Origin of the sequence: Glycomyces sp. YM15, from assembly GCF_016918015.1 — a bacterium.
In the GTDB taxonomy this organism is placed as follows: domain Bacteria; phylum Actinomycetota; class Actinomycetes; order Mycobacteriales; family Micromonosporaceae; genus Glycomyces.
Genome location: NZ_JAERMK010000001.1, coordinates 524,622 through 545,172 on the forward strand (window position 1 = coordinate 524,622; position 20,551 = coordinate 545,172).

Sequence of the window (20,551 nt, forward strand, 5' to 3'; positions counted from 1 at the left end):
GGTTCCCAGCTCCAGCAGTCACCGCTCTGGTTATCACCGGAATCCAGTTGTCGACCTCGGCCCTCCTCTGCTGCGTGATGGTGCTGACGGTGCTGATGTGGGAGTCTGACAGCGAGAAGTACAACGGGGTGAGCCCCGAAACCCGTCAGGAGAACCTCGAGCTGCTGGCCGATGCCGTTTGGGTGACAATCGGCCTCGGCTGCATCGCCTTGCTCGCGATGGTCCATCTGGTCTTCATCGCTCTTCGATACCGCTGGGCCAGGATCGCGGCATTGCTTTTCGTCGTGGCTTCCCTCTTCGCGACGGTTGCTGCGATCGTGAACGGCGTACCGATCCCGACCGGGCTCCTGCTTGCGCAGGTGGTTGTCGAAGCCGGGAAGATCTGCAGTCTGGCGGCGGTTCCGCCGCAACGCGGATCGCGTGGTGCCAGACGCGGAACCGGGCGCATAGCGACGCGGATTTACACTGGTGGCCCCGTCCTCGGAGGACCGCCCATGTACACGCCGCCTGCCACGCCCCTGCCGCCCGAGTTGCTGCACCGCAAGCCCGGGACCGTGACCACGGCCCAGGTGATGCTCTGGTTGCAGTTCTCCTTCTTGATCTGCTGCGGGGCGGGTGGCGGGTTGACCGCGTTGTTCTGGTCTGAGGCGTTGAACTTCAGCGATTTCGAGTTCGAGGACGACCTCTCGCAGGGCTTCGAGGACCTGGCCCTGGTCGTCACTATCGTCATCGCCGCCACGATGGCGCTGGTGGTCCTCTTCGGCATCCTCGCCGTCAAGATCGGTGCGGGACGCCGCTGGGCGCAGGTCACCACGATCGCGGTCATGCTGCTGGCCTTCGTGTCCGGGTTCATCGGGATCTACACCGGGTTCGAGACGGCCGGCCAGGCGGGCGCACCCGCCGACGGTTCGCGGCTGATCTGGACGCTGCTCAGCCTCGCGATGCCGCTCGTGACCCTCATCTGCCTGTTCACGGGATCGGCGAACCAATGGTTCCGCCAGCGCGGACGGGATCCGCTCAGGGGGCTGCCGCCGCAGAGCCCTCCGGCACCGCGTTACCGGCCCTACTGAGCACGTCGCCGAGGGCGGCGATGTTGTCCGCCACCGCATCCGGGTCACCGGTGCCTTCGACCATGAGCAGCTGCCTGCGGACACCCGTGGCCTCCGCGGAGGCGGCGAGGCGTTCGGCGACGTGCTCGGCGGGGCCGACCGCGTGGCGTTCGATCATCCAGTCGACGTAGGCGGCGTGGTCGCGGGCACCGCGGCCCGGTTTGAGGCTCACGTACTGGCCGACGCCTCTGGTGAGCAGTTCGGTGAGCGCCGAACGCAGCCGGTCGACCGCGGCGGGCCGGTCGGCGACCTGCGCGAGGTGGGTCGAGACGTGTTCGGCCGCATCGGGATCGAATCCGGCGGCTTCGGCTTCGCGGCGCCAGGATTCGACGAGCGCGACGTGGTCCTCGTCGGGGGCGTGCATGCCGAGCAGGAGCGGGAGGCCGAGGCGTCCGGCGAGGCGGGCGGTGCCTTCGCCGGTGGCGGCGACCCACACGGGCCGTCCGGTGCCGGGGGGCATGACGCGCACGGGCAGGACGTCGAAGAACTCGCCGGAGTGGGCGATCTCGGTGTCGCCGGAGAGCCAGCGTGTCAGGAGCCCGAGTCCTTCTTCGAAGCCGCGTTCGTAGCGGTCGAGGCTGGAGCCGAACACGCTGAGGTCGATCCAGGGCCCGCCGCGACCGACGCCGAGGCGGAAGCGCCCGGGTGCGAGGGCGTCGAGTGTGGCGGCCTCCTCCCCCAGTGCGACGGGGTGCCGGTTGGAGAGGACCGCGACGGCGGTGCCGATCTGGAGGCGTTCGGTGGCGGCCAGGAGGTGGGCGGCCATGAGCGTCGCGGATGGGCTCGCGCCGTATTCGATGAAGTGGTGCTCGGCGGTCCACACGCCGTCGAGTCCGGCCGCTTCCGCTTGCCGCGCGTAGGTGACGACTCGGCGGAGTGCCGCCGCCGGCGTGACGCCGGGGAACACTCCGCCGAGGAGGAAGAGATCGTGTGCGCTCATGCGCTCACTCTATGGGTCGGGTCGCTTGCAGGACAACGCTAGTGGCGGAGCATCTCCGCGACGAGGAACGCGAGTTCGAGCGACTGCTGCGTGTTCAGGCGCGGGTCGCAGGCGGTCTCGTAGCGGTCGGAGAGCTGGTCGTCGCGGATCTCCTGGGCGCCGCCGACGCATTCGGTGACGTCCTCCCCGGTGAGTTCGATGTGGATGCCGCCCGGGTGGGTGCCGGTCTGGCGGTGCACCTCGAAGAAGCCGAGGACCTCGTCGACGACCTGGTCGAACGCGCGGGTCTTGTAGCCCGAGGCGGACTCGTAGGTGTTGCCGTGCATCGGGTCGCACTGCCACACGACCTTGCACCCGGCGGCCTGGACCTTCTCGACGATCGGGGGCAGCACGGTGCGGACGTTCTTGTGGCCCATGCGGGTGATGATGACGAGCTTCCCGGGGACGTTCTCCGGGTTGAGCTTCTGGCACATCTCGACGACGCCTTCGGGCGTTGCTGTCGGGCCGATCTTGCAGCCGACCGGGTTCGCGACGCGGGAGAGGAAGTCGATGTGGGCGCCATTGAGTTGGCGGGTGCGCTCGCCGTTCCAGAGCATGTGGCCGGACAGGGCGTAGGCCTTGCCGTTGAAGATGCGGGTGAGCGCCCGGTCGTACTCGATGGCGAGCATCTCGTGGGAGGCGAAGACCTCGGCGGTGTGGAGGTTCTCGTCCTCGACGCCGCAGGCGGCCATGAAGCGGACGGCGCGGTCGATCTCGCGGCCGATGGCCTCGTAGCGCTCGCCGGCCGGGGAGGTGCGGACGAAGTCCTTGTTCCAGTCGTGCACGGCCATGAGGTCGGCGAGGCCGCCGCGCAGGTAGGCGCGGAGCATGTTCATGGTCGCGGCGGAGTTCGCGTAGGCGCGGATCATCCGCTGCGGGTCGCAGACGCGGGCCTCTTCGGTCGCTTCGAGCGAGTTGAACATGTCGCCGCGGTAGACGGGCAGGCCGAGCGAGTCGAGCGCGGCCGAGCGCGGCTTGGAGTACTGGCCGGCGACGCGGCCGACCTTGACCACCGGCAGCGAGGCGCCGTAGGTGAGCACGACCGCCATCTGCAGGAGCGTGCGCATGTTCGCGAGCACGTGGTGCTCGGTGTTGTCGATGAACGTCTCGGCGCAGTCGCCGCCCTGCATGAGGAAGGCGCGGCCTTCGCAGACCTCGGCGAGGAGCTCGCGGAGGTGCTCGACCTCGTAGGGGGCGACGATCGGCGGGACCCCGGCGAGCACACCGGCGACGTCTTCGACCTCGGCGTAGTCGTTCCAGGGGGGAACCTGCTCACGGGGCAGGTTCCGCCAGGCGTCGAGCTGATAGCGCTCGGCTTCCTCCGCGTCGGCGACGACGGGGACGAGGCCAGGGTTTCGCAGATCATGCCATTGGCGGTTCACGCGGTAATGGTACGTGGCGGCGGGGCGGGGGGACCACGCTGATTTGCGTGTCTCATTGAGTGAACTCGGGTGCGTCCTCGCGCTCGCGGGGCGGGCGGCGCGACACACCGGGACCGGCGAAGACATCCCACCTTTGGGGCCGCGTCTAGGCTGGCCGGGTGCGCAAGACGACTATAGAAGACTGGCTGACCGACCTCGCTTCGGAGCTTCCGGCGCCCGGCGGCGGCGCGGCGGCGGGGATGAGCGCGGCCATGGCCGCCGCCCTGGTGTCCATGGTGTGCAACCTGACCATCGGGAAGCCGAAGTTCGCCGAACACGAGGCGGTGATGCGGGAGGCCCTGGCCGAGGCCGAGCGTCTGCGGCTGGAGGCGCTGCAGCTCGCCGAGGACGACGCGGAGGCGTTCTCGGGCGTCGTCGCCGCCTACAAGCTGCCGAAGTCCTCGGACGAGGAGAAGGCGGCGCGGACCGCGGCGATCCAGGCGGGCCTGGTCGAGGCCGCGGCGGTGCCGCTCGCGGTGGCGCGGGTGTCGGCCGAGGTGATCAAGCTGTCGGGGCGGATCCTGGAGGGTTCGAACCCGAACGTGGTCTCGGATGTGGCCGTGGCGGCGTCGGCGGCGAAGTCGGCGCTGGAGTCGGCGGCGCTGAACGTGGACATCAACGTGGTCGCGATCAAGGACCCCGCCGAGCGGGAACGGCTCGCGAGCACGCTCAACGAGGCGCTCCAGGCGAAGGTGCAGGCTGAGGCGATCATGCAGATCGTGGCGAAGAGGATTCGGGCATGAGTGACATCGACGGGCGCGCGGTGGCGGCGGCACTGCGCGCGGAGGTCGCCGCCGACGCGGCGCGGCTGCGCGAGGAGGGCATCGTGCCGACCCTGGCGGTCGTGGTGCCCACGGACGACGAGGGCACGGCCTGGTACGTGCGCTCGATCCGGAAGGCCGCGGAGAAGGAGGGCATCGACTGCAGGGTCGAGCACCTCAAAGACCCCGGCAAGGACGAGATCATCGCGAAGCTGCAGGCGCTCTCCGCGGATCCCGCGGTGCACGGCGTCATCTGCCAGACGCCGCTGCCGGAGGGCGTGACGCTCTCGCAGGTGGGCGGGTACATCAGCCCGTACAAGGATGTGGACGGCGCGAACTCGGAGAGCCTGGGCCGCTTGGCCGCCGGACTCCGCACGTTCGCCCCGGCGACGGCCGCGGCGGTGCTGGAGCTGCTCAAGCGCGAGGATCTGGTCCTTGAGGGCGCGAAGGCGGTCGTGGTCGGTCGGTCCACGGTGGTCGGCAAGCCCGCGGCGCTGCTGCTGCTGAACGAGTCGGCGACGGTGACGGTGTGCCACTCCCGTACCAAGGACCTGGCCGCGGTCTGCCGCGAGGCCGATGTGCTGGTCGCGGCAGTGGGCCGCGCCGGAATGATCAATGCGGACTTCGTGAAGCCGGGCGCCACGGTGATCGACGTGGGCACCAACCCGACCGCGGACGGCGGGCTCGTCGGCGACGTCGACTACGCGTCGGTCGCCCCGATCGCCGGAAGACTGACCCCGGTGCCGCGCGGCGTCGGCCCGGTCACGACCGCGCTCCTGCTGCGGCACACGGTCATCGCCGCTGAACTGACGAAGACCCACGGCTGACCGTCGCCGAGACGTCGAAAGGCCGGCCGCCCTGGGGCGGCCGGCCTTTTCATCACCCATCGAACTGTCGGATACACGACAACACCCGGTCTCGATCGGGGAAGTTCTTGGGAATTGCCCGGAAACTCCGGTACTCGCCCGGTCACTCGGCGTACCCGAGAGGCGACAGGTCATCGCTATGCTCCGACCATGAGCGAGATCCCCTCGAGGAACCTCTGGGCCGCCGTGAGCGCCCTGGCCGCGGTCGCGGGTGTCATCGCCACCCTCGCGATCTGGTGGTACGGCGTCTCGAACGACCCCGCCTCCTCGCAGAGCGGATCCATTCCGACGGCATCCGACTCCGCGACCGGCAAGGCGGACGGCACCTGGCAGCAGAGCGACACCTACACCATCCGGCTTCCGGCGACCTTCCAAGGGCACGACTGCTGGGACCGGCACATCGACCTCGACGACCAGGGCGCGAGCGAAGCGGTCCACGGCGACAGCGCGGCCTCCGAATGGGCCGACCTCATCTGGTACTCGTGCGGTGCCTGGCAGACCGGCTTCGTGTACAGCCCCCTCAGCGCCTCAGGAACCGCAGCGCTCGGCGAAGGCCTCGAACCCGGTGACTGCGCCGCCGCGACCACCGGCGACGAATCGTTCGAGCAGGAGGTCGACCCCGACTACCCGCCGACCGGGCATGGATGCCTGATCACCACGTCAGGCGCGCTCGCCGGAGTCTCGTTCACCGCACTCGAATGGGTCGGCGAAGCGGCCGAAGCCGAGGTCACCGTCGTCCTCTGGAACCGGGAGTAGCGGCGTCAGCCGAGCGCCGCCGCATCGAGGCAGTCGGCCAGGGCCGGGGCGAAATCCATGAAGCGGGCGCGCTGGTGATGGGTGTCGGCGCCGGTGCCGTCGCTCTTCCACACCGCGAGCCAACCGTCCTTCGCGGCCCACGACCAGCGGAACAGGTCCAGGCCCGCCCCCTCCGCCGCGGCGGCCACGGCTGCCGCGTACGCCGGGTCGTCCGTGTGCAGCCGCCGCGGCACGGGCCGGAAGAACCGGTCCAGCGCATCGGCGGTGAACCGCCCGATGCGGCCGCGCTGCCGCGACGGCGGGCGCGGCGGGTCCGGCAGCACGACCGGCTCGTAGCGCGCCCGGTGCCGGTGCCAGTTCCCGGCCATGGAGGAATCGCCGTCGAGCAGCCGGTGCTGCACCACGTCGGGCCCGATGCGCCGCAGCCGTACCGCGTTGCACCGCAACTGATAGATCGAGCCCGCGGCGGTCGCGTCGAGCGCGCTGAACCCGAAGCTCTGCCGTCCCTCCCACACCCCGTGCAGCCAGCCCCGCGCTCGCGCGACCGGAATGCCCAGGCGCCCAAGGGAATCCAGGACCTCGGCGGTCTGGCCGCCCAAGTCCTCGGGCTGGAGTTCGGCGCGGAACGCGAGCCGGTACTTGCGGGCGAACTGCTGCCAGCCCGCGAGCGCCGACCGTGCCTCGCGTTCGGCCGCCGGTTCGAGACCGCCGGCGGCCTTGAGCGCGGCGCCCGCCAACTCGGTGCCGCTCTGGCCGACCTGACCCACCACAGGTTCCTCCCACTGTCGATTCACGAGCACTGTAGGGCGACGCGGCAAGGGCCGTCCTCCCCCAACGGGTACCGCGTCGCGTCCCGATGCGGACCCGATCTCCGAGACCAAGGCTGTGGCCTCGGAAAATGACTCCAAGTGCCGGATACCCGACAGACATGCGCGACTACCGGACGTAGCGTTAAGGCTTCCTACGCAGAGGAGGTTGCGTATGACACGTCGTCTCGCATTCGTGGCGGCCGTCGCCGCCATGATCGTCTCGGCATCGAGCCCGGCGATGGCGTTCCAGCACGACAGGGTCCAGAACCCGGTGGTGCACTGGGCACTCGACATCGCGATCCTCGCCATCGTAGTGGCTCCGATTTGGACGGCGCTGCTCTGGGGCAAGGGGCGTAGCAAGTGGCTGCTGGTCGGCCTGATCGCCTTCGTGCAGGTGCCCGTCGCGATCCTGGGGTTCTCACCGAGCGCCTCGGCACTGTTCGCGGGCGGCGGCCTGTTCCTCGGCCTCGCGATCACGACCGCCGCGATCGTCTATACCCGCAGGGTGACCCGCCAGGAGCGGACCCGCGCCGTCGAAGCGGCGTCGCAGCAGGAACTGCCGGGCGAGGCCGCCTGAGCCGAGGGCGAAACCGGAGAGCCGACCGCCTTCGCGCAGCAGTCGGAACTCGGGGCAGCCGCGGAAGGGGCCGTCGAACCCGCCGGTGACAGGGTTCCGGTAGGCGTGCCAAGAGCAGTGCTCCTCGCCGACCCAGCCCCAAGCCCGGTGCGTTTCGGCACCGCCGAAGCGGTACACGCCGACGCTCATCGTCCGGCCGCCGACCGGGCGCCGGTAGAAGTCGGCGTCGAGACCCGGCACCGGGATCGACTCGAAGTCGATGTCCGGCAGGGTCTTGTGATACGTGAAATCGGCGAGATGCGGGATCTCGCCGACCATCACAGAGGGATCAGTCTCTCGAAAAGCCACGGGCACGCCTGGTCTAACGACCGGACGTGCCCGTGGTTGCGCAATTCTGACAGTGCGTTATCGCCGGTCCGGCTTCAGCTCCCCTTCAGGTTTGCCCCACTACCGTGGAAACCGGGGGACCTCACCCAGCCGACGACACCGCCATTGGCGTGCCCGTCGGCTACACGCCGAAGAAGACCTCGGCGTCGGCGTAACGCTCGACGGGGACGGTCTTCAGGACGTCGGTGCCCTCGTTGATCGGGATGCGCACGACGTTGGTGCCCTGGAGCGCCATCATCTTGCCGAAGTCGCCCTCGTTCACGGCCGCGGCGGCCTCGAGGCCCAGGCGGGTGGCGAGCACGCGGTCGAACGCGGTCGGCGTGCCGCCGCGCTGCAGGTGGCCGAGGATGATCGCGCGGGTCTCGATCTCCGCGCGCTCCTTGATCTCCTTGGCGACCCAGTCGCCGACGCCGCCGAGCTTGACGTGGCCGAACGCGTCGACCTCGCCGTCCTTGAGGACCATGCCCTCCTGGGCGTGCGCGCCCTCGGAGACGGCGACGATGGTGGCCTTGCCGGCCTCCTTGCGCTCCTTGACGAAGTTCGCGACCTTCTCGATGTCGAAGGCGACCTCGGGAATGAGGGTCACGTTCGCGCCGCCGGCGATGCCCGCGTGGAGCGTCATCCAGCCGGCGTGGCGGCCCATGATCTCGACGACGATGCAGCGGTCGTGCGAGTCGGCCGTCGTCCACAGGCGGTCGATGGCCTCGGTCGCGATGTTCACCGCGGTGTCGAAGCCGAAGGTGTAGTCGGTGCCCGAAAGGTCGTTGTCGATCGTCTTCGGCACGCCGACGCAGTTGACGCCGTCGGCGGTCAGCTTCGTGGCGACACCGAGGGTGTCCTCGCCGCCGATCGCGATGAGCGCGTCGACGCCCAGGTCCGCCATGTTCTTCTTGATGGCCTCGACGCCGCCCTCGATCTTGTAAGGGTTGGTGCGGGAGGAGTGGAGGATCGTGCCGCCCTGGTCGAGGATGTTCTCGACCGAGTCCCAGTCCAGGGGCTGGGTGATGCCCTCGATCGGACCCCGCCAGCCGTAGCGGAAGCCCACGAACTCGTGGCCGAATTCCTTGCTGCCCTTACGAACCGCGGCACGAATGACCGCGTTGAGACCGGGGCAGTCACCGCCGCCGGTGAGCACGCCAATGCGCATGTGTCTTACTCCCTGGAGTGAGGACTGTTAACTGGGCGGCCCCATTGCCGAAACACGCCCAGCCTATATCGAGACCACGGGTCGGCGACCAGGGGTTCGGCAGGTCGGCCTAGTGGTGGGATTCGGCCGGGCCGTACGCGGCGCGCTCGGCGCGGAACGCCTCGAGGGCCTTCCAGCGGGCGAGGTTCAGCTTCGCGTCGGTGAGGGCGTCGTGCATGTCGGCGTCGGGCGTCGTCGGCAGTTCGGGACGACCGAGGTCCTCCCAGCGCTGACGCAGGTCCTTGGTCATGCGGGGCAGCGCCCGCGGCAGCTCCGGCATCGTGCCCCACAACTGCGCGAGCACGACGTGGTCGTACGCGCCGATCCAGGCCCACAGCTCGATGCGCTCCCCCGGGTGCGAACCGGACTTGCGGCGCACCGGCGCGACCAGGAACTCGTACAGCTCATCGCGGATCGTGGCGCGGTTCTTCCACAGGGAGCTCGCCGGAGGCGGGAGCTTGTCGAGGACGTTGCGGCGCACCCAGTCGATGGCGCGGGACGGGTCGAACTCGGTCGACACGGCGTAGTACTCGCGCCCCTGCTCGTCGACGACGGCGATCGAGACCAGCTCGATCGTGCGACCGTCCTCGATGAACTCGCAGTCGTAGAAGTAGCGGTACGCCACGCATCGGCCTTTCGTATGATCTCGGGCGGTCTTTTCGGCCGTTCTCGAGCCGCACCCGTATGTCGCCGGACTGGAGTCGACGCTACGCCATACGATCAGGCAGCCCGAATCTGACCTCGCGTCCCGCACACGGGCGAAGTGATACCGGACAATCGACGCGAAAGCACGTAGAGTTGATCGTACACTCGGTCGAGTGACAAGTGCGCCGTCTGGACACACGGCTCAACGGAGAGTGAAGTTTCCGACACCGGGCTCTGTACAACGACGGAAAAGACAGCGATCATCGGAGGGAGCCCGCGGACCCGGGACCCACCGAAGGGGGAGAACTATGGGTGTCAGCCCATCTGAAGACCCGCTTGCAGGCGTCGCCATGTTCGCCGGCCTCGACCCGCAGGCACGGCGGCAGATCGCGGGGGTGGCAGTACAACGCCACTACCGGCGTGGGCACCTCCTGTTCTTCGAAGGCGAGCCGGGCGAATCACTCATCATGATCCGGTCGGGGGCGGTGAGCGTCTTCCGGACCGCCGCCACCGGCGAGCGCGCGATGCTCCACGTCGCCCGGGCTCCCGAGGTGCTCGGCGAGGTCTCGCTGCTGGACGGATCGCCCCGGTCGGCCAGCGCCGAGGCGCTCGAGGACACGTCGGCACTGGCGCTGGCGCGGTCGTCGTTCCTCGAGCTGGTGCACGGGAACCCGAAGATGCTGGACGCGGTGCTGCGGTCGATGGGCATGATCGTGCGGCGGTTGACGGAGCAGTCCTCCGACCACGTGTTCCTGGATCTGCCGGGACGGGTGGCGAAGACGCTGGTGCGGCTCGCGGAGCAGCACTCGTCGCCGATGACGACGATCGAGTTGAACCAGACGCAGTTGGCGGAGATGGCCGGGGGTTCGCGTCAGAGCGTGAACCAGGCGATCGGGATCTTCGCGAACCGTGGCTGGCTGCGCACGGAGGGCCGCAAGATCGTCGTGGTGGACCTCCCGGCGCTCAGACGGCGGGCAGGCTTCGGCGGAGCCGAATAAGAGGCACAGGGGCGGAGCCGAATAAGAGGCACAGGGGCGGAGCCGAATAGAAGCACAGCGGCGGCGCCGAATGGAAGGCACGCGGGCGGAGCCGAATAGACCGCGCCGGGGCTGAGCCGAAGTGAGCGCCTGATCCGGCACTCCGAACACGCCCGAACCGAACGGCATTGCGCCTAATGCTTGCCCTTGCCCTTGAACTTCGCGGCGTACTCGTCGACGTAGTCCTGTCCCGAGAGCGCCCTGAGGGCGTCCATGACCTCGTCGGTGACGGCGCGTTCGATGAAGCGGTCGCCCACGAGGTCGCGGTAGCGGTTGAAGTCGAGCGAGGGCCCGAACCTGATCTTGACGCGGCCGATGCGCGGGATGCGCCGCCCGATCGGCTGCAGTTCTCCGGTGTTGAGCATGGCGACGGGGACGACGGGTGACCCGGTCTGGAGCGCGAGGCGTGCGACGCCGGTCTTGCCGCGGTACAGGCGGCCGTCGGGCGAGCGCGTGCCCTCGGGGTAGATGCCGAAGAGGCGGCCTTCGGAGAGGACGCGTTTGCCGGTGTCGAGCGAGGCGCTGGCGGCGTCGCCGCCCGCCCGGTCGACGGGGATGGCGCCGACGGCGTTCATGAAGGTGCGTATGAACCAGCCTTTGAAGCCGGTGCCGGTGAAGTACTCCTCTTTCGCGATGAACGTGACCCGGCGTTTGACGACGAGGGGCATGAAGAAGGAGTCGGTGACGGCGAGGTGGTTGGAGGCCAGGATCGCCGGGCCGTCTTCGGGCACGTGTTCGAGCCCTTCGACCTGCGGCCGGTAGACGACCCACAGCAGCGAGCCCAGCGTCGCCTTCAGCACCCAGTAGATCACGCGTTCAAGCGTATCGGTACCGGTCGATCCGCTCCACGTCGAGCGCTCCCGGGGTCGGTACCGATGGGGCGGGGCGCTCCCGCGCGGTGGCGGCGGTCGGCGGACGCGTGCGAGAATGGGCAAGCGGCGCGAAACGGGACCGCCCGGCCGCCGGTTCGACCGGTGGGCCGTGCACGAGCCCCTCGCGATGCCCGCGCCCCGTCATTCAGCGACCCGGGAGGCGACGTGACGAACGATTCCGAGGAGTTCACGTTCGACCTCGGTGCCGACGCCAAGGCCACGATGGTGCTGTGCCACGGCTTCACCTCCGATCCGGCGAGCATGCGGCCCTGGGGCGAGTACCTGCGGGACGAGGGCTTCAACGTGGTCTCGCCGCTGCTTCCGGGCCACGGCGACACGTGGCAGGTGCTGGCGAAGGCGACCTGGCAGCAGTGGTACCGGCGGCTCGAGGAGGCGCTGGACGAGGCGATGGCCCTGGGTCGTCCGGTGTTCGCGGGCGGACTGTCGATGGGCGGGTCGCTGTGTCTGCGGCTGGCGGAGCAGCGCGGCGGCGACCTGTCGGGGCTGGTGCTGGTGAATCCGGCGATCTTCGACAGCAAGCCGCAGGGGTTCCTGGCCCCGATGCTGCGGTATGTGATGCCGAGCGTGCCGTCGATCGGCTCTGACGTGAACAAGCCGGATGTGCGCGAGAAGACGACGTCGCGGACGCCGGTGGCGGCCTATGTGTCGCTGCGGCGGTTGTGGCAGGTCACGCGGCCGGAGCTGGCTCGGGTGACGGTGCCGTTGCGGATCTTCACCAGCGCGGAGGACCATGTGGTGAGTCCGCGCAACAGTGCGGTGATCCGGGCGGGCGTGCGTTCGAAGGATGTCGAGTCGACGGTGCTGCCGCGCAGTTTCCATGTGGCGACGCTCGACTACGACGCCGAGACGATCTTCTCCGGGAGTGTCGAGTTCATGGTCCGGCAGCTGGTCAAGACCCGAGGTGTCCATGACTGACCGCAGTGAGCAGGAGGGCAACGGCGAGCCCGACAGCGGCGAGCAGAACGACGGGCCGCCGGAGCTGCGTCCGGAGGATGTCGACCGGCGTTTCAACGAGCTCATCAAGGGCTTGGGGGACACGGAGACCGGGCTCGTGAAGGGGCTCGGCGCCGAGGAGCATCCGACGGAGGCCGTGCCGATGACGCCTCCCGTCGTGTCCTCGGGCTCGGACGACGAGCCGACGCTGCTGGACTTGTGGGACGCGGAGCTGCCGGACGACGACGAGGAGGATTACGAGCCTCCGGAACCGCCGCCCGTGCCGTGGCCGAGCCTGCCGGCGGTCGGCGGGGTGCTGCTCATCATCGGCGGCATCGCGCTGCTGGTGAATCCGGGCATCGCGCCGCTGGGGACGAGTCCGGGTCGCCTGGTCGGGTTCGTGGGGTTCCTGATCGGCGTGTGGCTGCTCATCAGCCGCCTGCGCCCCGACAAGGAACCGGGCGACACCGATGACGGCGCGGTCGTCTGAGGCACGGTCCGCTCAGTGCTTTCGGCGTGCGCCGGGAATCACCGCTGCTGCGCGTCGAGCCAGGACAGGATCGCGTCGAGGAGGCCTTCGGCCGCGGCGCCCTTGAACACGTCGTCGGGGGCGCCCGCGAACGTCAGCGGGGTGATGCCGTACTCGTCGGCGACCGCCTGGACTTCCTTCGACTGCGTCTCGGATTCGCTCACCACCAGCAGCACCGGCGGCTCGCCCACCGGCTTCGGCAACTGTTTCGGGAAGCGCTGCGGCGACACGAGCACCAGCCCCGCCGCCGGGTAGCGTCCGGCCGCCAGCGCCGCCCAGGCCGCGCCCTCGCGGTGCCCGATGAGGACTGTCTGGCGGGGCACGGTGACCGCGGCCTGCACCACGTCGTGGGCGCGGGCCTCCGCCCCGCCTACGGCGGCGGGCGTGCCGCCCTGCCCGCGCACGCTCACGGCCGCCGCGTACCGGCCCGAGGACGCGATCCGCTTGAGCCACAAGGCGTTGAACGCGGCCGCCCCGGCTGCATCGCTGGTGCAGCACAGCACCGGGTTCGTCTCGGGGTTGTCCTTGATCTCGATGTCGAAGAGGTCGGCGGGCTCGAAGACGGCGATCTCGCGCCGGACCGGGACCGGCTCGGGGGTGCGGGCGCGCCGGATCCAGGCGGTGAGGCTCATTTGGCGGGCTCCTGTTCGAGGGTGTCGATGATGCGGCCCAGGCTGGCCAGGTACTCCTCGGCGTCCACGACGAGCCTGCGGCGCGGGGAATCGTCGGCCGCGCCCGCCGCGTTGTGGCTGGATTCGGCGTTGACCTGCAGTTTGAAGCTCTCGGCGCGTTCGGGGTCGCTCTTGCGGACCTGGAGCCAGCGCGCGATCGCGTGGGTCTGCCAGTGGACGATCGGCAGCACGCCGACGCCGGGTTCGACGAGCCCGGCGACGGCCAGGGTCTGCGCCTTCGGGGAGAACATGCGCGCGAACAGCTGCGGGGCGGGCTGATCGGGGGTGCCGCCGAGCAGTTCTGGTGCGACGCAAGCGATCTTCGGCTGGTACCCGGTGGCGAGGACGACGAGGTCGGGCCGGATCTCGGTGCCGTCGGCGAACGCGACGTCGTATCCGTCGAAGCGGGCGACCTCGCCGCGGCGCTTGATGGAGCCGTCGCCGACGTGCTCGAGGTAGCGGCCGTTGCGCACGGGCTCTTCGCTTCCGGGGCCGTGGCCGGGCGTCTCGATGCCCATGCGCTCAGCGAGTAGCTTGGGGCCCTTGAGGATTCGGTCGGCGAGGAAGCGCCGAAGGAACTTCGGCCGGGAGGCGAGGCGCGCGAGCGCGTAGTCGGAGGGTTCGCCGCCGAGGTACTTGGGCAGGTGCCAGGCGCCGCGGCGCACGGAGTGGACGCAACTGGCGGCGTTCACGGCGGCCTCGCAGGCGATGTCGACGCCGGAGTTGCCGCCGCCGACGACGAGGACGTGCTTGCCTCGCAGGCGAGACGGGTCCTTGAGCTGCGAGGAGTGCATCACGGTGCCGCGGAATTCGTCCAGGCCCGGGTAGGAGGGCAGGTTCGGGGCCCAGTGGTGGCCGGTCGCGATGATGACCGCGCCGTAGCGCAGGCGGCGGGCGGCGGCCCCGGCGGCGGGCTTGACGACGACCTCGAAGCGGGCGCCTTCGACGGGTTCGAGGTGGGAGATCTCGGAGCCGTACCAGATGTGCTCGGAGAGGCCGAAATGCTTCGCGTACGAGGTCAGGTACTCGAGCATCTGAGTCGCGGACGGGTAGTCCGGCCAGTCGTCGGGCATCGGGAAGTCGGGGATCTCGGTCTGGGACCGGGAGGTGACCAGGTGGGTGTTGGGGTAGAGCGGGCTGTGCTGGTTCTGGGGGTTCCAGAGGCCGCCGAGCACGGTGTCGCGCTCGTAGCAGTCCACTTCGAAGCCGTTCTCGCGGAGGTTCTTGACAGCGATGAGGCCGGACGCTCCGGCGCCGATCACGCAGACGGCCTCGCCGCGGTCGTAGGCGGCCTGGGAGGAGTACTCCTGCAAAGGACTGGCTCCTTACGGTGGGCATGCAGTCAGGTGCCGGACGGCGGTCCCGCGGGGTGCCCGCCGGGGCGGGTCGCGGTGCGGGGCGCCGAAAGACTGAGAGCAGATTACCGTGAACGGGACTCGTACTTTCGGGGGAGGTAGGCTGCGCGCGTGCTCTTCGAGCTGTGGAAACATCCCCGCCCCGACGCCCCGGTCCTGCGCCGCGACGGCCAGGTGGTGGTGTCCTCGCACCGTCTCGCCAGGCAGGTGCTGGCCGACCGCGAGCGGTTCTCGGCCGCGAACGCGCTCGACGCGATCACCCCGATCCCCACTGACGCCCTGCGGGAGCTGACGCGGCACCGGTTCCGGCTGCCGGCGACGCTCGCGAACAACGACACCGATTCGCACGAGCGGATCCGCGAGGCCTTCGGGACGGTCTTCGCTCCCGCGAACGTGGAGGCGCTGCGCCCCTGGCTGACGGGCCTCGCCCGCCGGACCGCGGCGCGGGTCGCCTGGCGGCTGCGGGCGGGCGAGACCGTGGACGTCGACGCGGCGGTGTCGTCGGAGATCCCGCTCGCCGCGCTGGCGCGGCTGCTCGGCCTGGAGGTCGAGGCGGCCATGGAGGTCAAACGGTTCAGCCGGGCCGCACTGGAGCTGTTCTGGGGCGAGCCTTCCGCCGAACGCCAGCGCGAGCTGGCCGGGGTGGTGGGGCCTTTCCATGCGCTGCTGCGTGGTTGGACTTCGAGCGCTACCGGTGCGACGCGGGAGCTGTTGGACGAGTACGGCGAGGACGCGGCGACGGCGGCCCTGTTCTTCCTGCTGGTCGCGGGCCAGGAGACGACGTCGCAGTTTCTGACGCTGCTGCTGCACCGGCTGATCGAGGAGCCTGAGCTGCTGGAGTCGCCGCCGGCCCTGATCGTGGAGGAAGGCCTGCGGCTGCTGCCGCCGATCACGTCGTGGCGGCGGGTCGCGAGGCGGGACACGGAGCTCGGCGGTGTCGAAGTGCGGGCGGGCGAGTCGGTGCTGGTGTGGCTGGGCGCCGCGGGCACCGACGAGAATGTGGCTGAATGTCCGATGAGGATGGTGCCGGGTCAGCGGGGTTCGCGGCGGCACTTGGCGTTCGGGGCGGGGGCGCACCGCTGCCTGGGGAGCCAGTTGTCGCGGATGGAGGCCGAGGTGGTGGTGGCGGAGTTCGCGCCGCTGCTCCCCCGGCTCGAGGTGGTCGCGGCTCCGGTGAGCGAGCCGAACTTGTCGTTCCGGATGCCGAGCCCGTTGGTGGTGGCGCGGCGCTGACATCTCGGTGGGTGATATCGGATTGTCGCCCTTCGCGTTCCTTGGGAGGCTGTCCGGATGCGTGAATTCCTGGACTTCCGTCAACGTGCCGCCGCATATGTCCTGAGGCGTCTTCCCAAACGTTCCGAGATCGAGGTCCTGGTGATACTCCACCGCGATGCCCCTGAAGCGGGTGTGCAAATTCCTGGCGGCGGGGCTCTGCCTCACGAGACGATCGGCGAGGCCGCAGTGCGCGAAGCACGTGAGGAGACAGGGGTCGAGGCGCCGGCGTTCGGCGAAGTCTTGGGCAACAATCTCTTTCGCGGGCCGATGTACGAGCACGGTCACCAGGTGACGAGCTATTGCTGGCTGCGGACCGTGGAGACGCGGGACGCCTGGGACCACCAGGTGGTCAGCCACGACGAGGACGACGGCTTGCGGATGCGCTGCGAGTTCCGTCCGGTCGGCGAGGCCGACATCGGGTTCGGCATGGACCGCTTCCTGGCGTTTGCGGCGGACCGCTTCGAGACGGCGTTCCCGGTCGGAGGTGCTGCGGATAGCGCGATGCGGGCGCCGGGGGTAGAGGCGCCCGCATCGCGCTGATTCGGCACCGCATGGGCCGATTCGCTGACAATGTACTGGGCCACGACAAGCCCCGTGGTCGCGAGTGTCGCTCTTGTGACGATTCGGGTACCGGGCGGGGCGGGGTCGGAGTGGTCGTGACGAATCACCCGGCGTGCAACGCGAACCGGCAGAGTAGGCGAACGAGTCCCTGCCGGTGCGTCAGCCGTTCTGGCCGAAGCGGCTCAGGTCCCCTTCCAGGTCGAACCATTCGGCGGCGCTGAGGCGGAAGACCTCAGGGGCGAGTTCGGCGGCGCCGGCGGGGATCCAGCCGAGACGGCGGCCCGGGAGGTCTTTGAGGTTCTCGTATTCGGCCAGGCCGGGTTCGAGCGGCCACGATCCGATGAGGACTGCGGCGTCGATGCCATGCCGCGACAGGGCTTCGAGGGTCAAGGCCGTGTGGTTGAGCGTCCCCAGCCCGGCGCGGGCGACGACGACCGCCGGGCAGCCGAGCTCCACGGCGAGATCGCGGGCGGTCCAGCCGCCCTCCCCGAGCTGGACGAGCAGGCCGCCGGCGCCTTCGAGCAGGACCACCTCGGACTTCGCTTCGAGGATGGTCTCCGCGACCTCGTGGAGGTCGAGCAGCGGCAGGCCGCTGCGGCGCGCGGCGGTGAAGGGCGCCAGCGGATCGGGGTAGGCGGCGAGGGCGCGGGCCGGTGCGCCGGAGAGGCGGGTGACCTCGGCGGCGTCGTCGTCATCGCCGGTCTGGGCGAGCTTGATTACCTCGACGCTGCGGCCCTGCCGCATGAGGAAGGCGGCGAGCGCTGCGGTGGCGACGGTCTTGCCGACCCCGGTGTCGGTGCCGGTGACGAGGACCGGTCCTTCGAAGGCGATCATCCGCATAACGTAACGGCCGGCCCCTGCCTCGCCGTCCGCACCACCGCGATCGCCCGGTCGAAGTCCGCTGCGGCGATCCCTGTATTGATCGTGACCCTCAAGCGCGACCGGTGGTCCGGCGTCGACGGCGGCCGGAAGCAGCCGACCGCGACCCCTTCGGCGGCGCACCGCTCGGCCCAGCCGGTGGCCGCTTTCGCGTCCCCCGCAGGCGGCGACAGCACCCCGGCGGCCGGGGTCGGCGCATCGAGCATCTCGGCCGCGAGGGCCGCCCTACGGGCCAGTTCGGTTCGGGCGCTGTCGGATTCGCGAGCGATCGCCAGCGCAGCACCGGCACCGGCGATGACCGCGGGCGGCGGCGCGGTGTCGAAGATGAACGTGCGACCCGTGTCGTGCAGGTGGCGCCGCAGCGCGGCCGGACCGGCCACTGCGCCGCCAGCCGCACCCAAAGCCTTCGAGAGCGTGGCCGTGACGACCACGCCGGGATCGCCGGCGAGTCCGGCGGCCGCGACCCCGCCCGCGCCTTGCGGGCCGACCGTGCCGATCCCGTGGGCCTCGTCGACGAGCAGGATCGCCCCGTGCGCACTGGTGAGGGCGTGGAGTTCACGAAGCGGCGCGGCGTCGCCGAGGACCGAGTAGACCGATTCGACCGCCACGAGTGCAGGCCGCAGCGTCCGCAGTTGGCGTTCGAGATCGTCGAGATCGTTGTGCGCGAAGGTGTCCGAGCGTCCCCCCGCGAGGCGGGCGGCGTCGTGGAGCGACGCGTGGGCGTGGGCGTCGAGCAGGACTGGTCCGGCCAGCGCGGTCACGGCCCCGAGGTTCGCGAGGTATCCCGAGGAGTAGAGGACGGCGGTCTCGGTGCCGGTATGGCGGGCGAAGTCGGCTTCGAAGGCTTCGTGGACGCCGGTGGTGCCGCGTACGAGGCGCGAGCCTCCCGCGCCGAGGCCGTGTTCGGCGAGCGCGGCGGCCGCGGCGCTCAGGACGGCGGGGTGGCGGGAGAGCCCGAGGTAGTCGTTGCCGGCCAGGTCGATCGCGTCGGCGCGGGTCCGGACGGTGCGGGTCAACCCGGCTTTCGCGCGGAGGTCCGCTTTGCGGCCCAAGCGGTTCCACAGGTCGGTGGCGCCGGAGAGCGCCGCGTCGTTCATGCGAGGACCTCGTCGATCGCTTCGGCGAGGGCGTTCACGAGCAGATCCGTCTCGGCTTCGCCGAGGGTCAGCGGCGGCATCAGCACCACGGTGTCGCCCAGCGGGCGCAGCCACACGCCCCGCTCGCGCGCGGCCTGGCAGACCGCGAAGCCGGTGCGTGCGCCGACCGGGGCCACTTCGACGCCGATCATCGTCCCCAGCTGCCGGATCTCGAGCACGCCCGCGTTGGAGCCGACCGGTTCCAGCAGCTTCGCGAGCCGGTCCCCGAGCGCGGCGGCCCGGCCGATCACGTCCTGCTCCCCCATCACCCGCAGGTTCGCGAGTGCGGCGGCGCAGCACAGCGGGTTCGCGGTGTAGGTGTGGCCGTGGAAGAACGTGCGCGGCGTCGTGTCGCCGGGCCGGGTCAGGAACGCCTCGTAGACGTGTTCGGCGGCGAGTACCGCCGAGAGCGGCAGGTACCCGCCGGTGATGCCTTTGCCGCAGGTGAGGAGGTCGGGGACGACGCCTGCGTGCTCAGCGGCCCACATCTTCCCCGTGCGGCCGAAGCCGGTCGCGACCTCGTCGAAGATGAGCAACGCGCCGTGGGCGTCGGCGAGTTCGCGGGCGGCGCGCAGGAACGCCGCGTCGTAGTCGAGCATGCCGGCGGCGCCTTGGATCATCGGTTCCAGGATGATCGCGCAGACCTGTTCGCCCTCGTCGCGCATGACGGCGCGCAGGTCGGCGATCGCCTTCGCGTTGCGGTCGGGGCCGAGGGCGCGGTCGCCGGGCGAGGAGACGCCGATCGTCTTCAGCAGCAGGGGTTTGTAGGCCTCGTGGAAGAGGTCGTGGCCGCCGACGGCGACGGCGCCGAGGGTGTCGCCGTGGTAGGCGTGCTCGAGCCGCACGAATTTGGGTCGGGAGCGGCCGGTCTGGGTCGAGTACTGGTAGGCGATCTTGAGTGCGGCTTCGACGGCCGAGGAGCCGTCGCCCGCGTAGAAGACCTTGGTCAGCGGCGGCCCGTCACCCTTCGGCGCCAGCTCGACGAGCGCTTCGGAGAGTTCGATGCCGGGGGTGTGGGTGGTGCCGAGGAACGTGGAGTGGTCGAGCTTGGCGAGCTGGGCGGTGATGGCGGCGTTGATGTCGGGGTTTCCGTGACCGAGGGTGGTGGTCCAGAGTGAGGAGACGCCGTCGAGGTAGCGGCGGCCGTCGACGTCGATGAGCCAGGGGCCTTCGGCGCGGTCGACGACGACGGGCCGGTCGCCGGTCCATTGGGCGTGCTGTGTGAAGGGGTGCCACACGGTCGACGCGTCCCGGGCGGTCCATTCGGCGCTGGCGGTCATCGCTCGACTCCTTAGATGGTTCCTACAAGACGTATTGGAGGATACCTCCGGGGTGTTTCGGCGAGGCAGGGGCGCACAATCGTTTCCCTCTCGGCGCGGCCTGTGAGCCTTGCGTTATCGACACCGTGCGATCCTCTTGACTTCACCGTTATCGAACCGAGGCCGCCGCCGTCCTCTTGAGGCGGCAGGCGTAGTTTTGGGCGGTCATAACGGACCCACCTGCTCCGTCCGGGTTATTGCACTTTGAACACAGTGGGACGCTTGACAACCCCATGCGCCACGGGCAGACTGGTGACACTTGCGGCAATCGCGGAGGATTGTCACTTACCGCCCTTCAGGTGCCACTGCACTTCAGTGCGGAGGCTCGGGAATCCCTGCGCCGACACGGCCCCATCCGTGTCCGACGCGGACGGCGACGCCGCATCACGACCCCGTGGCGGCCAGCTGCAACGGTGCAGACCGGCGCCCGAGGCCGACGCTCGCGGAGCCGAGAACGAGGAAGGCCC

21 protein-coding genes are annotated in these 20,551 nt (G+C 70.0%); 10 read left to right on the top strand and 11 right to left on the bottom strand.

Annotated elements, in window-relative coordinates:
• Positions 1-74 precede the first annotated feature (74 nt).
• A complete protein-coding gene (locus tag JHY01_RS02445; RefSeq protein ID WP_205323989.1) occupies positions 75-1,070 on the top strand; it encodes a hypothetical protein in 996 nt (331 codons plus the stop codon).
• On the opposite strand, the gene JHY01_RS02450 is transcribed toward JHY01_RS02445, so the two are convergent.
• Both JHY01_RS02450 and JHY01_RS02455 read right to left on the bottom strand, forming a co-directional pair.
• Positions 1,018-2,049: an LLM class flavin-dependent oxidoreductase gene (locus JHY01_RS02450; protein ID WP_205323990.1), complete on the bottom strand. Its 1,032-nt coding sequence runs from the start codon at positions 2,047-2,049 to the stop codon at positions 1,018-1,020. The two genes, JHY01_RS02445 and JHY01_RS02450, sit on opposite strands and share 53 nt — an antisense overlap.
• 38 nt (positions 2,050-2,087) lie before the next feature.
• Positions 2,088-3,470, bottom strand: coding sequence for a class II 3-deoxy-7-phosphoheptulonate synthase (locus JHY01_RS02455; RefSeq protein WP_307814169.1), 1,383 nt, complete (start codon positions 3,468-3,470; stop codon positions 2,088-2,090).
• Positions 3,471-3,628: 158 nt separating this feature from the next.
• On the opposite strand from JHY01_RS02455, the gene JHY01_RS02460 reads away from it, so the two are divergent.
• The 3 genes from JHY01_RS02460 to JHY01_RS02470 all read left to right on the top strand — a co-directional run bounded on the left by JHY01_RS02460 (position 3,629) and on the right by JHY01_RS02470 (position 5,892).
• Positions 3,629-4,252 carry a cyclodeaminase/cyclohydrolase family protein gene (locus JHY01_RS02460; protein ID WP_205323992.1) on the top strand — a complete coding sequence of 208 codons (624 nt, stop codon included), beginning with the start codon at positions 3,629-3,631 and terminating at the stop codon, positions 4,250-4,252.
• A complete protein-coding gene (locus JHY01_RS02465) occupies positions 4,249-5,097 on the top strand; it encodes a bifunctional 5,10-methylenetetrahydrofolate dehydrogenase/5,10-methenyltetrahydrofolate cyclohydrolase (protein ID WP_205323993.1) in 849 nt (282 codons plus the stop codon). Before JHY01_RS02460 ends, JHY01_RS02465 begins: the two co-directional genes overlap by 4 nt.
• A 189-nt stretch (positions 5,098-5,286) precedes the next feature.
• Entirely contained in the window at positions 5,287-5,892 is a 606-nt protein-coding gene (locus JHY01_RS02470) for a hypothetical protein (RefSeq protein ID WP_205323994.1), read from the top strand.
• A gap of 5 nt (positions 5,893-5,897) precedes the next feature.
• Here JHY01_RS02470 and JHY01_RS02475 read toward each other — a convergent pair whose 3' ends face one another.
• Positions 5,898-6,659 (bottom strand): hypothetical protein, encoded by a 762-nt coding sequence (locus JHY01_RS02475; protein ID WP_205323995.1) that lies wholly within the window; start codon positions 6,657-6,659, stop codon positions 5,898-5,900.
• Between the two features lie 214 nt (positions 6,660-6,873).
• Between JHY01_RS02475 and JHY01_RS02480 the strand changes: the two genes are divergently transcribed.
• Entirely contained in the window at positions 6,874-7,278 is a 405-nt protein-coding gene (locus tag JHY01_RS02480; protein ID WP_205323996.1) for a hypothetical protein, read from the top strand.
• A 508-nt stretch (positions 7,279-7,786) separates the two neighbouring features.
• Here the strand turns inward: JHY01_RS02480 and JHY01_RS02485 are convergent.
• On the bottom strand, positions 7,787-8,812 hold the full coding sequence (locus JHY01_RS02485) for a 6-phosphofructokinase (protein ID WP_205323997.1): 1,026 nt from the start codon (positions 8,810-8,812) through the stop codon (positions 7,787-7,789).
• A 109-nt stretch (positions 8,813-8,921) separates the two neighbouring features.
• Positions 8,922-9,476, bottom strand: a complete 555-nt coding sequence (locus JHY01_RS02490; RefSeq protein ID WP_205323998.1) for a polyadenylate-specific 3'-exoribonuclease AS — start codon at positions 9,474-9,476, stop codon at positions 8,922-8,924.
• Positions 9,477-9,804: 328 nt separating this feature from the next.
• Here JHY01_RS02490 and JHY01_RS02495 point away from each other — a divergent pair, with 328 nt between their 5' ends.
• The gene (locus JHY01_RS02495) at positions 9,805-10,494 is read left to right on the top strand and encodes a Crp/Fnr family transcriptional regulator (protein ID WP_030158415.1); all 690 of its coding nucleotides are present in this window, start codon (positions 9,805-9,807) and stop codon (positions 10,492-10,494) included.
• A 173-nt stretch (positions 10,495-10,667) separates the two neighbouring features.
• Here the strand turns inward: JHY01_RS02495 and JHY01_RS02500 are convergent, their stop codons facing one another.
• On the bottom strand, positions 10,668-11,345 hold the full coding sequence (locus JHY01_RS02500; protein ID WP_205323999.1) for a 1-acyl-sn-glycerol-3-phosphate acyltransferase: 678 nt from the start codon (positions 11,343-11,345) through the stop codon (positions 10,668-10,670).
• A 225-nt stretch (positions 11,346-11,570) separates the two neighbouring features.
• Between JHY01_RS02500 and JHY01_RS02505 the strand changes: the two genes are divergently transcribed.
• Positions 11,571-12,341 (top strand): carboxylesterase, encoded by a 771-nt coding sequence (locus tag JHY01_RS02505; protein ID WP_205324000.1) that lies wholly within the window; start codon positions 11,571-11,573, stop codon positions 12,339-12,341.
• Positions 12,334-12,849 carry a DUF308 domain-containing protein gene (locus JHY01_RS02510; protein ID WP_205324001.1) on the top strand — a complete coding sequence of 172 codons (516 nt, stop codon included), beginning with the start codon at positions 12,334-12,336 and terminating at the stop codon, positions 12,847-12,849. Before JHY01_RS02505 ends, JHY01_RS02510 begins: the two co-directional genes overlap by 8 nt.
• Before the next feature lie 38 nt (positions 12,850-12,887).
• Here the strand turns inward: JHY01_RS02510 and JHY01_RS02515 are convergent, their stop codons facing one another.
• Both JHY01_RS02515 and JHY01_RS02520 read right to left on the bottom strand, forming a co-directional pair.
• Positions 12,888-13,520, bottom strand: coding sequence for a hypothetical protein (locus JHY01_RS02515; RefSeq protein WP_205324002.1), 633 nt, complete (start codon positions 13,518-13,520; stop codon positions 12,888-12,890).
• On the bottom strand, positions 13,517-14,872 hold the full coding sequence (locus JHY01_RS02520) for an NAD(P)/FAD-dependent oxidoreductase (RefSeq protein ID WP_205324003.1): 1,356 nt from the start codon (positions 14,870-14,872) through the stop codon (positions 13,517-13,519). Before JHY01_RS02520 ends, JHY01_RS02515 begins: the two co-directional genes overlap by 4 nt.
• Positions 14,873-15,025: 153 nt before the next feature.
• On the opposite strand from JHY01_RS02520, the gene JHY01_RS27570 reads away from it, so the two are divergent.
• Both JHY01_RS27570 and JHY01_RS02530 read left to right on the top strand, forming a co-directional pair.
• Positions 15,026-16,147, top strand: a complete 1,122-nt coding sequence (locus JHY01_RS27570) for a cytochrome P450 (RefSeq protein WP_205324004.1) — start codon at positions 15,026-15,028, stop codon at positions 16,145-16,147.
• A gap of 57 nt (positions 16,148-16,204) precedes the next feature.
• Positions 16,205-16,729: an NUDIX domain-containing protein gene (locus JHY01_RS02530; protein WP_205324005.1), complete on the top strand. Its 525-nt coding sequence runs from the start codon at positions 16,205-16,207 to the stop codon at positions 16,727-16,729.
• 180 nt (positions 16,730-16,909) lie between these two features.
• On the opposite strand, the gene bioD is transcribed toward JHY01_RS02530, so the two are convergent.
• Genes bioD through bioA form a run of 3 tightly spaced genes read right to left on the bottom strand, consistent with a single transcriptional unit; the run spans position 16,910 to position 20,045 of the window.
• The gene (gene bioD / locus JHY01_RS02535) at positions 16,910-17,584 is read right to left on the bottom strand and encodes a dethiobiotin synthase (protein ID WP_205324006.1); all 675 of its coding nucleotides are present in this window, start codon (positions 17,582-17,584) and stop codon (positions 16,910-16,912) included.
• Positions 17,581-18,726 (bottom strand): aminotransferase class I/II-fold pyridoxal phosphate-dependent enzyme, encoded by a 1,146-nt coding sequence (locus JHY01_RS02540; protein WP_205324007.1) that lies wholly within the window; start codon positions 18,724-18,726, stop codon positions 17,581-17,583. Before JHY01_RS02540 ends, bioD begins: the two co-directional genes overlap by 4 nt.
• Positions 18,723-20,045, bottom strand: coding sequence for an adenosylmethionine--8-amino-7-oxononanoate transaminase (gene bioA / locus JHY01_RS02545; RefSeq protein ID WP_205324008.1), 1,323 nt, complete (start codon positions 20,043-20,045; stop codon positions 18,723-18,725). Before bioA ends, JHY01_RS02540 begins: the two co-directional genes overlap by 4 nt.
• Positions 20,046-20,551 lie beyond the last annotated feature (506 nt).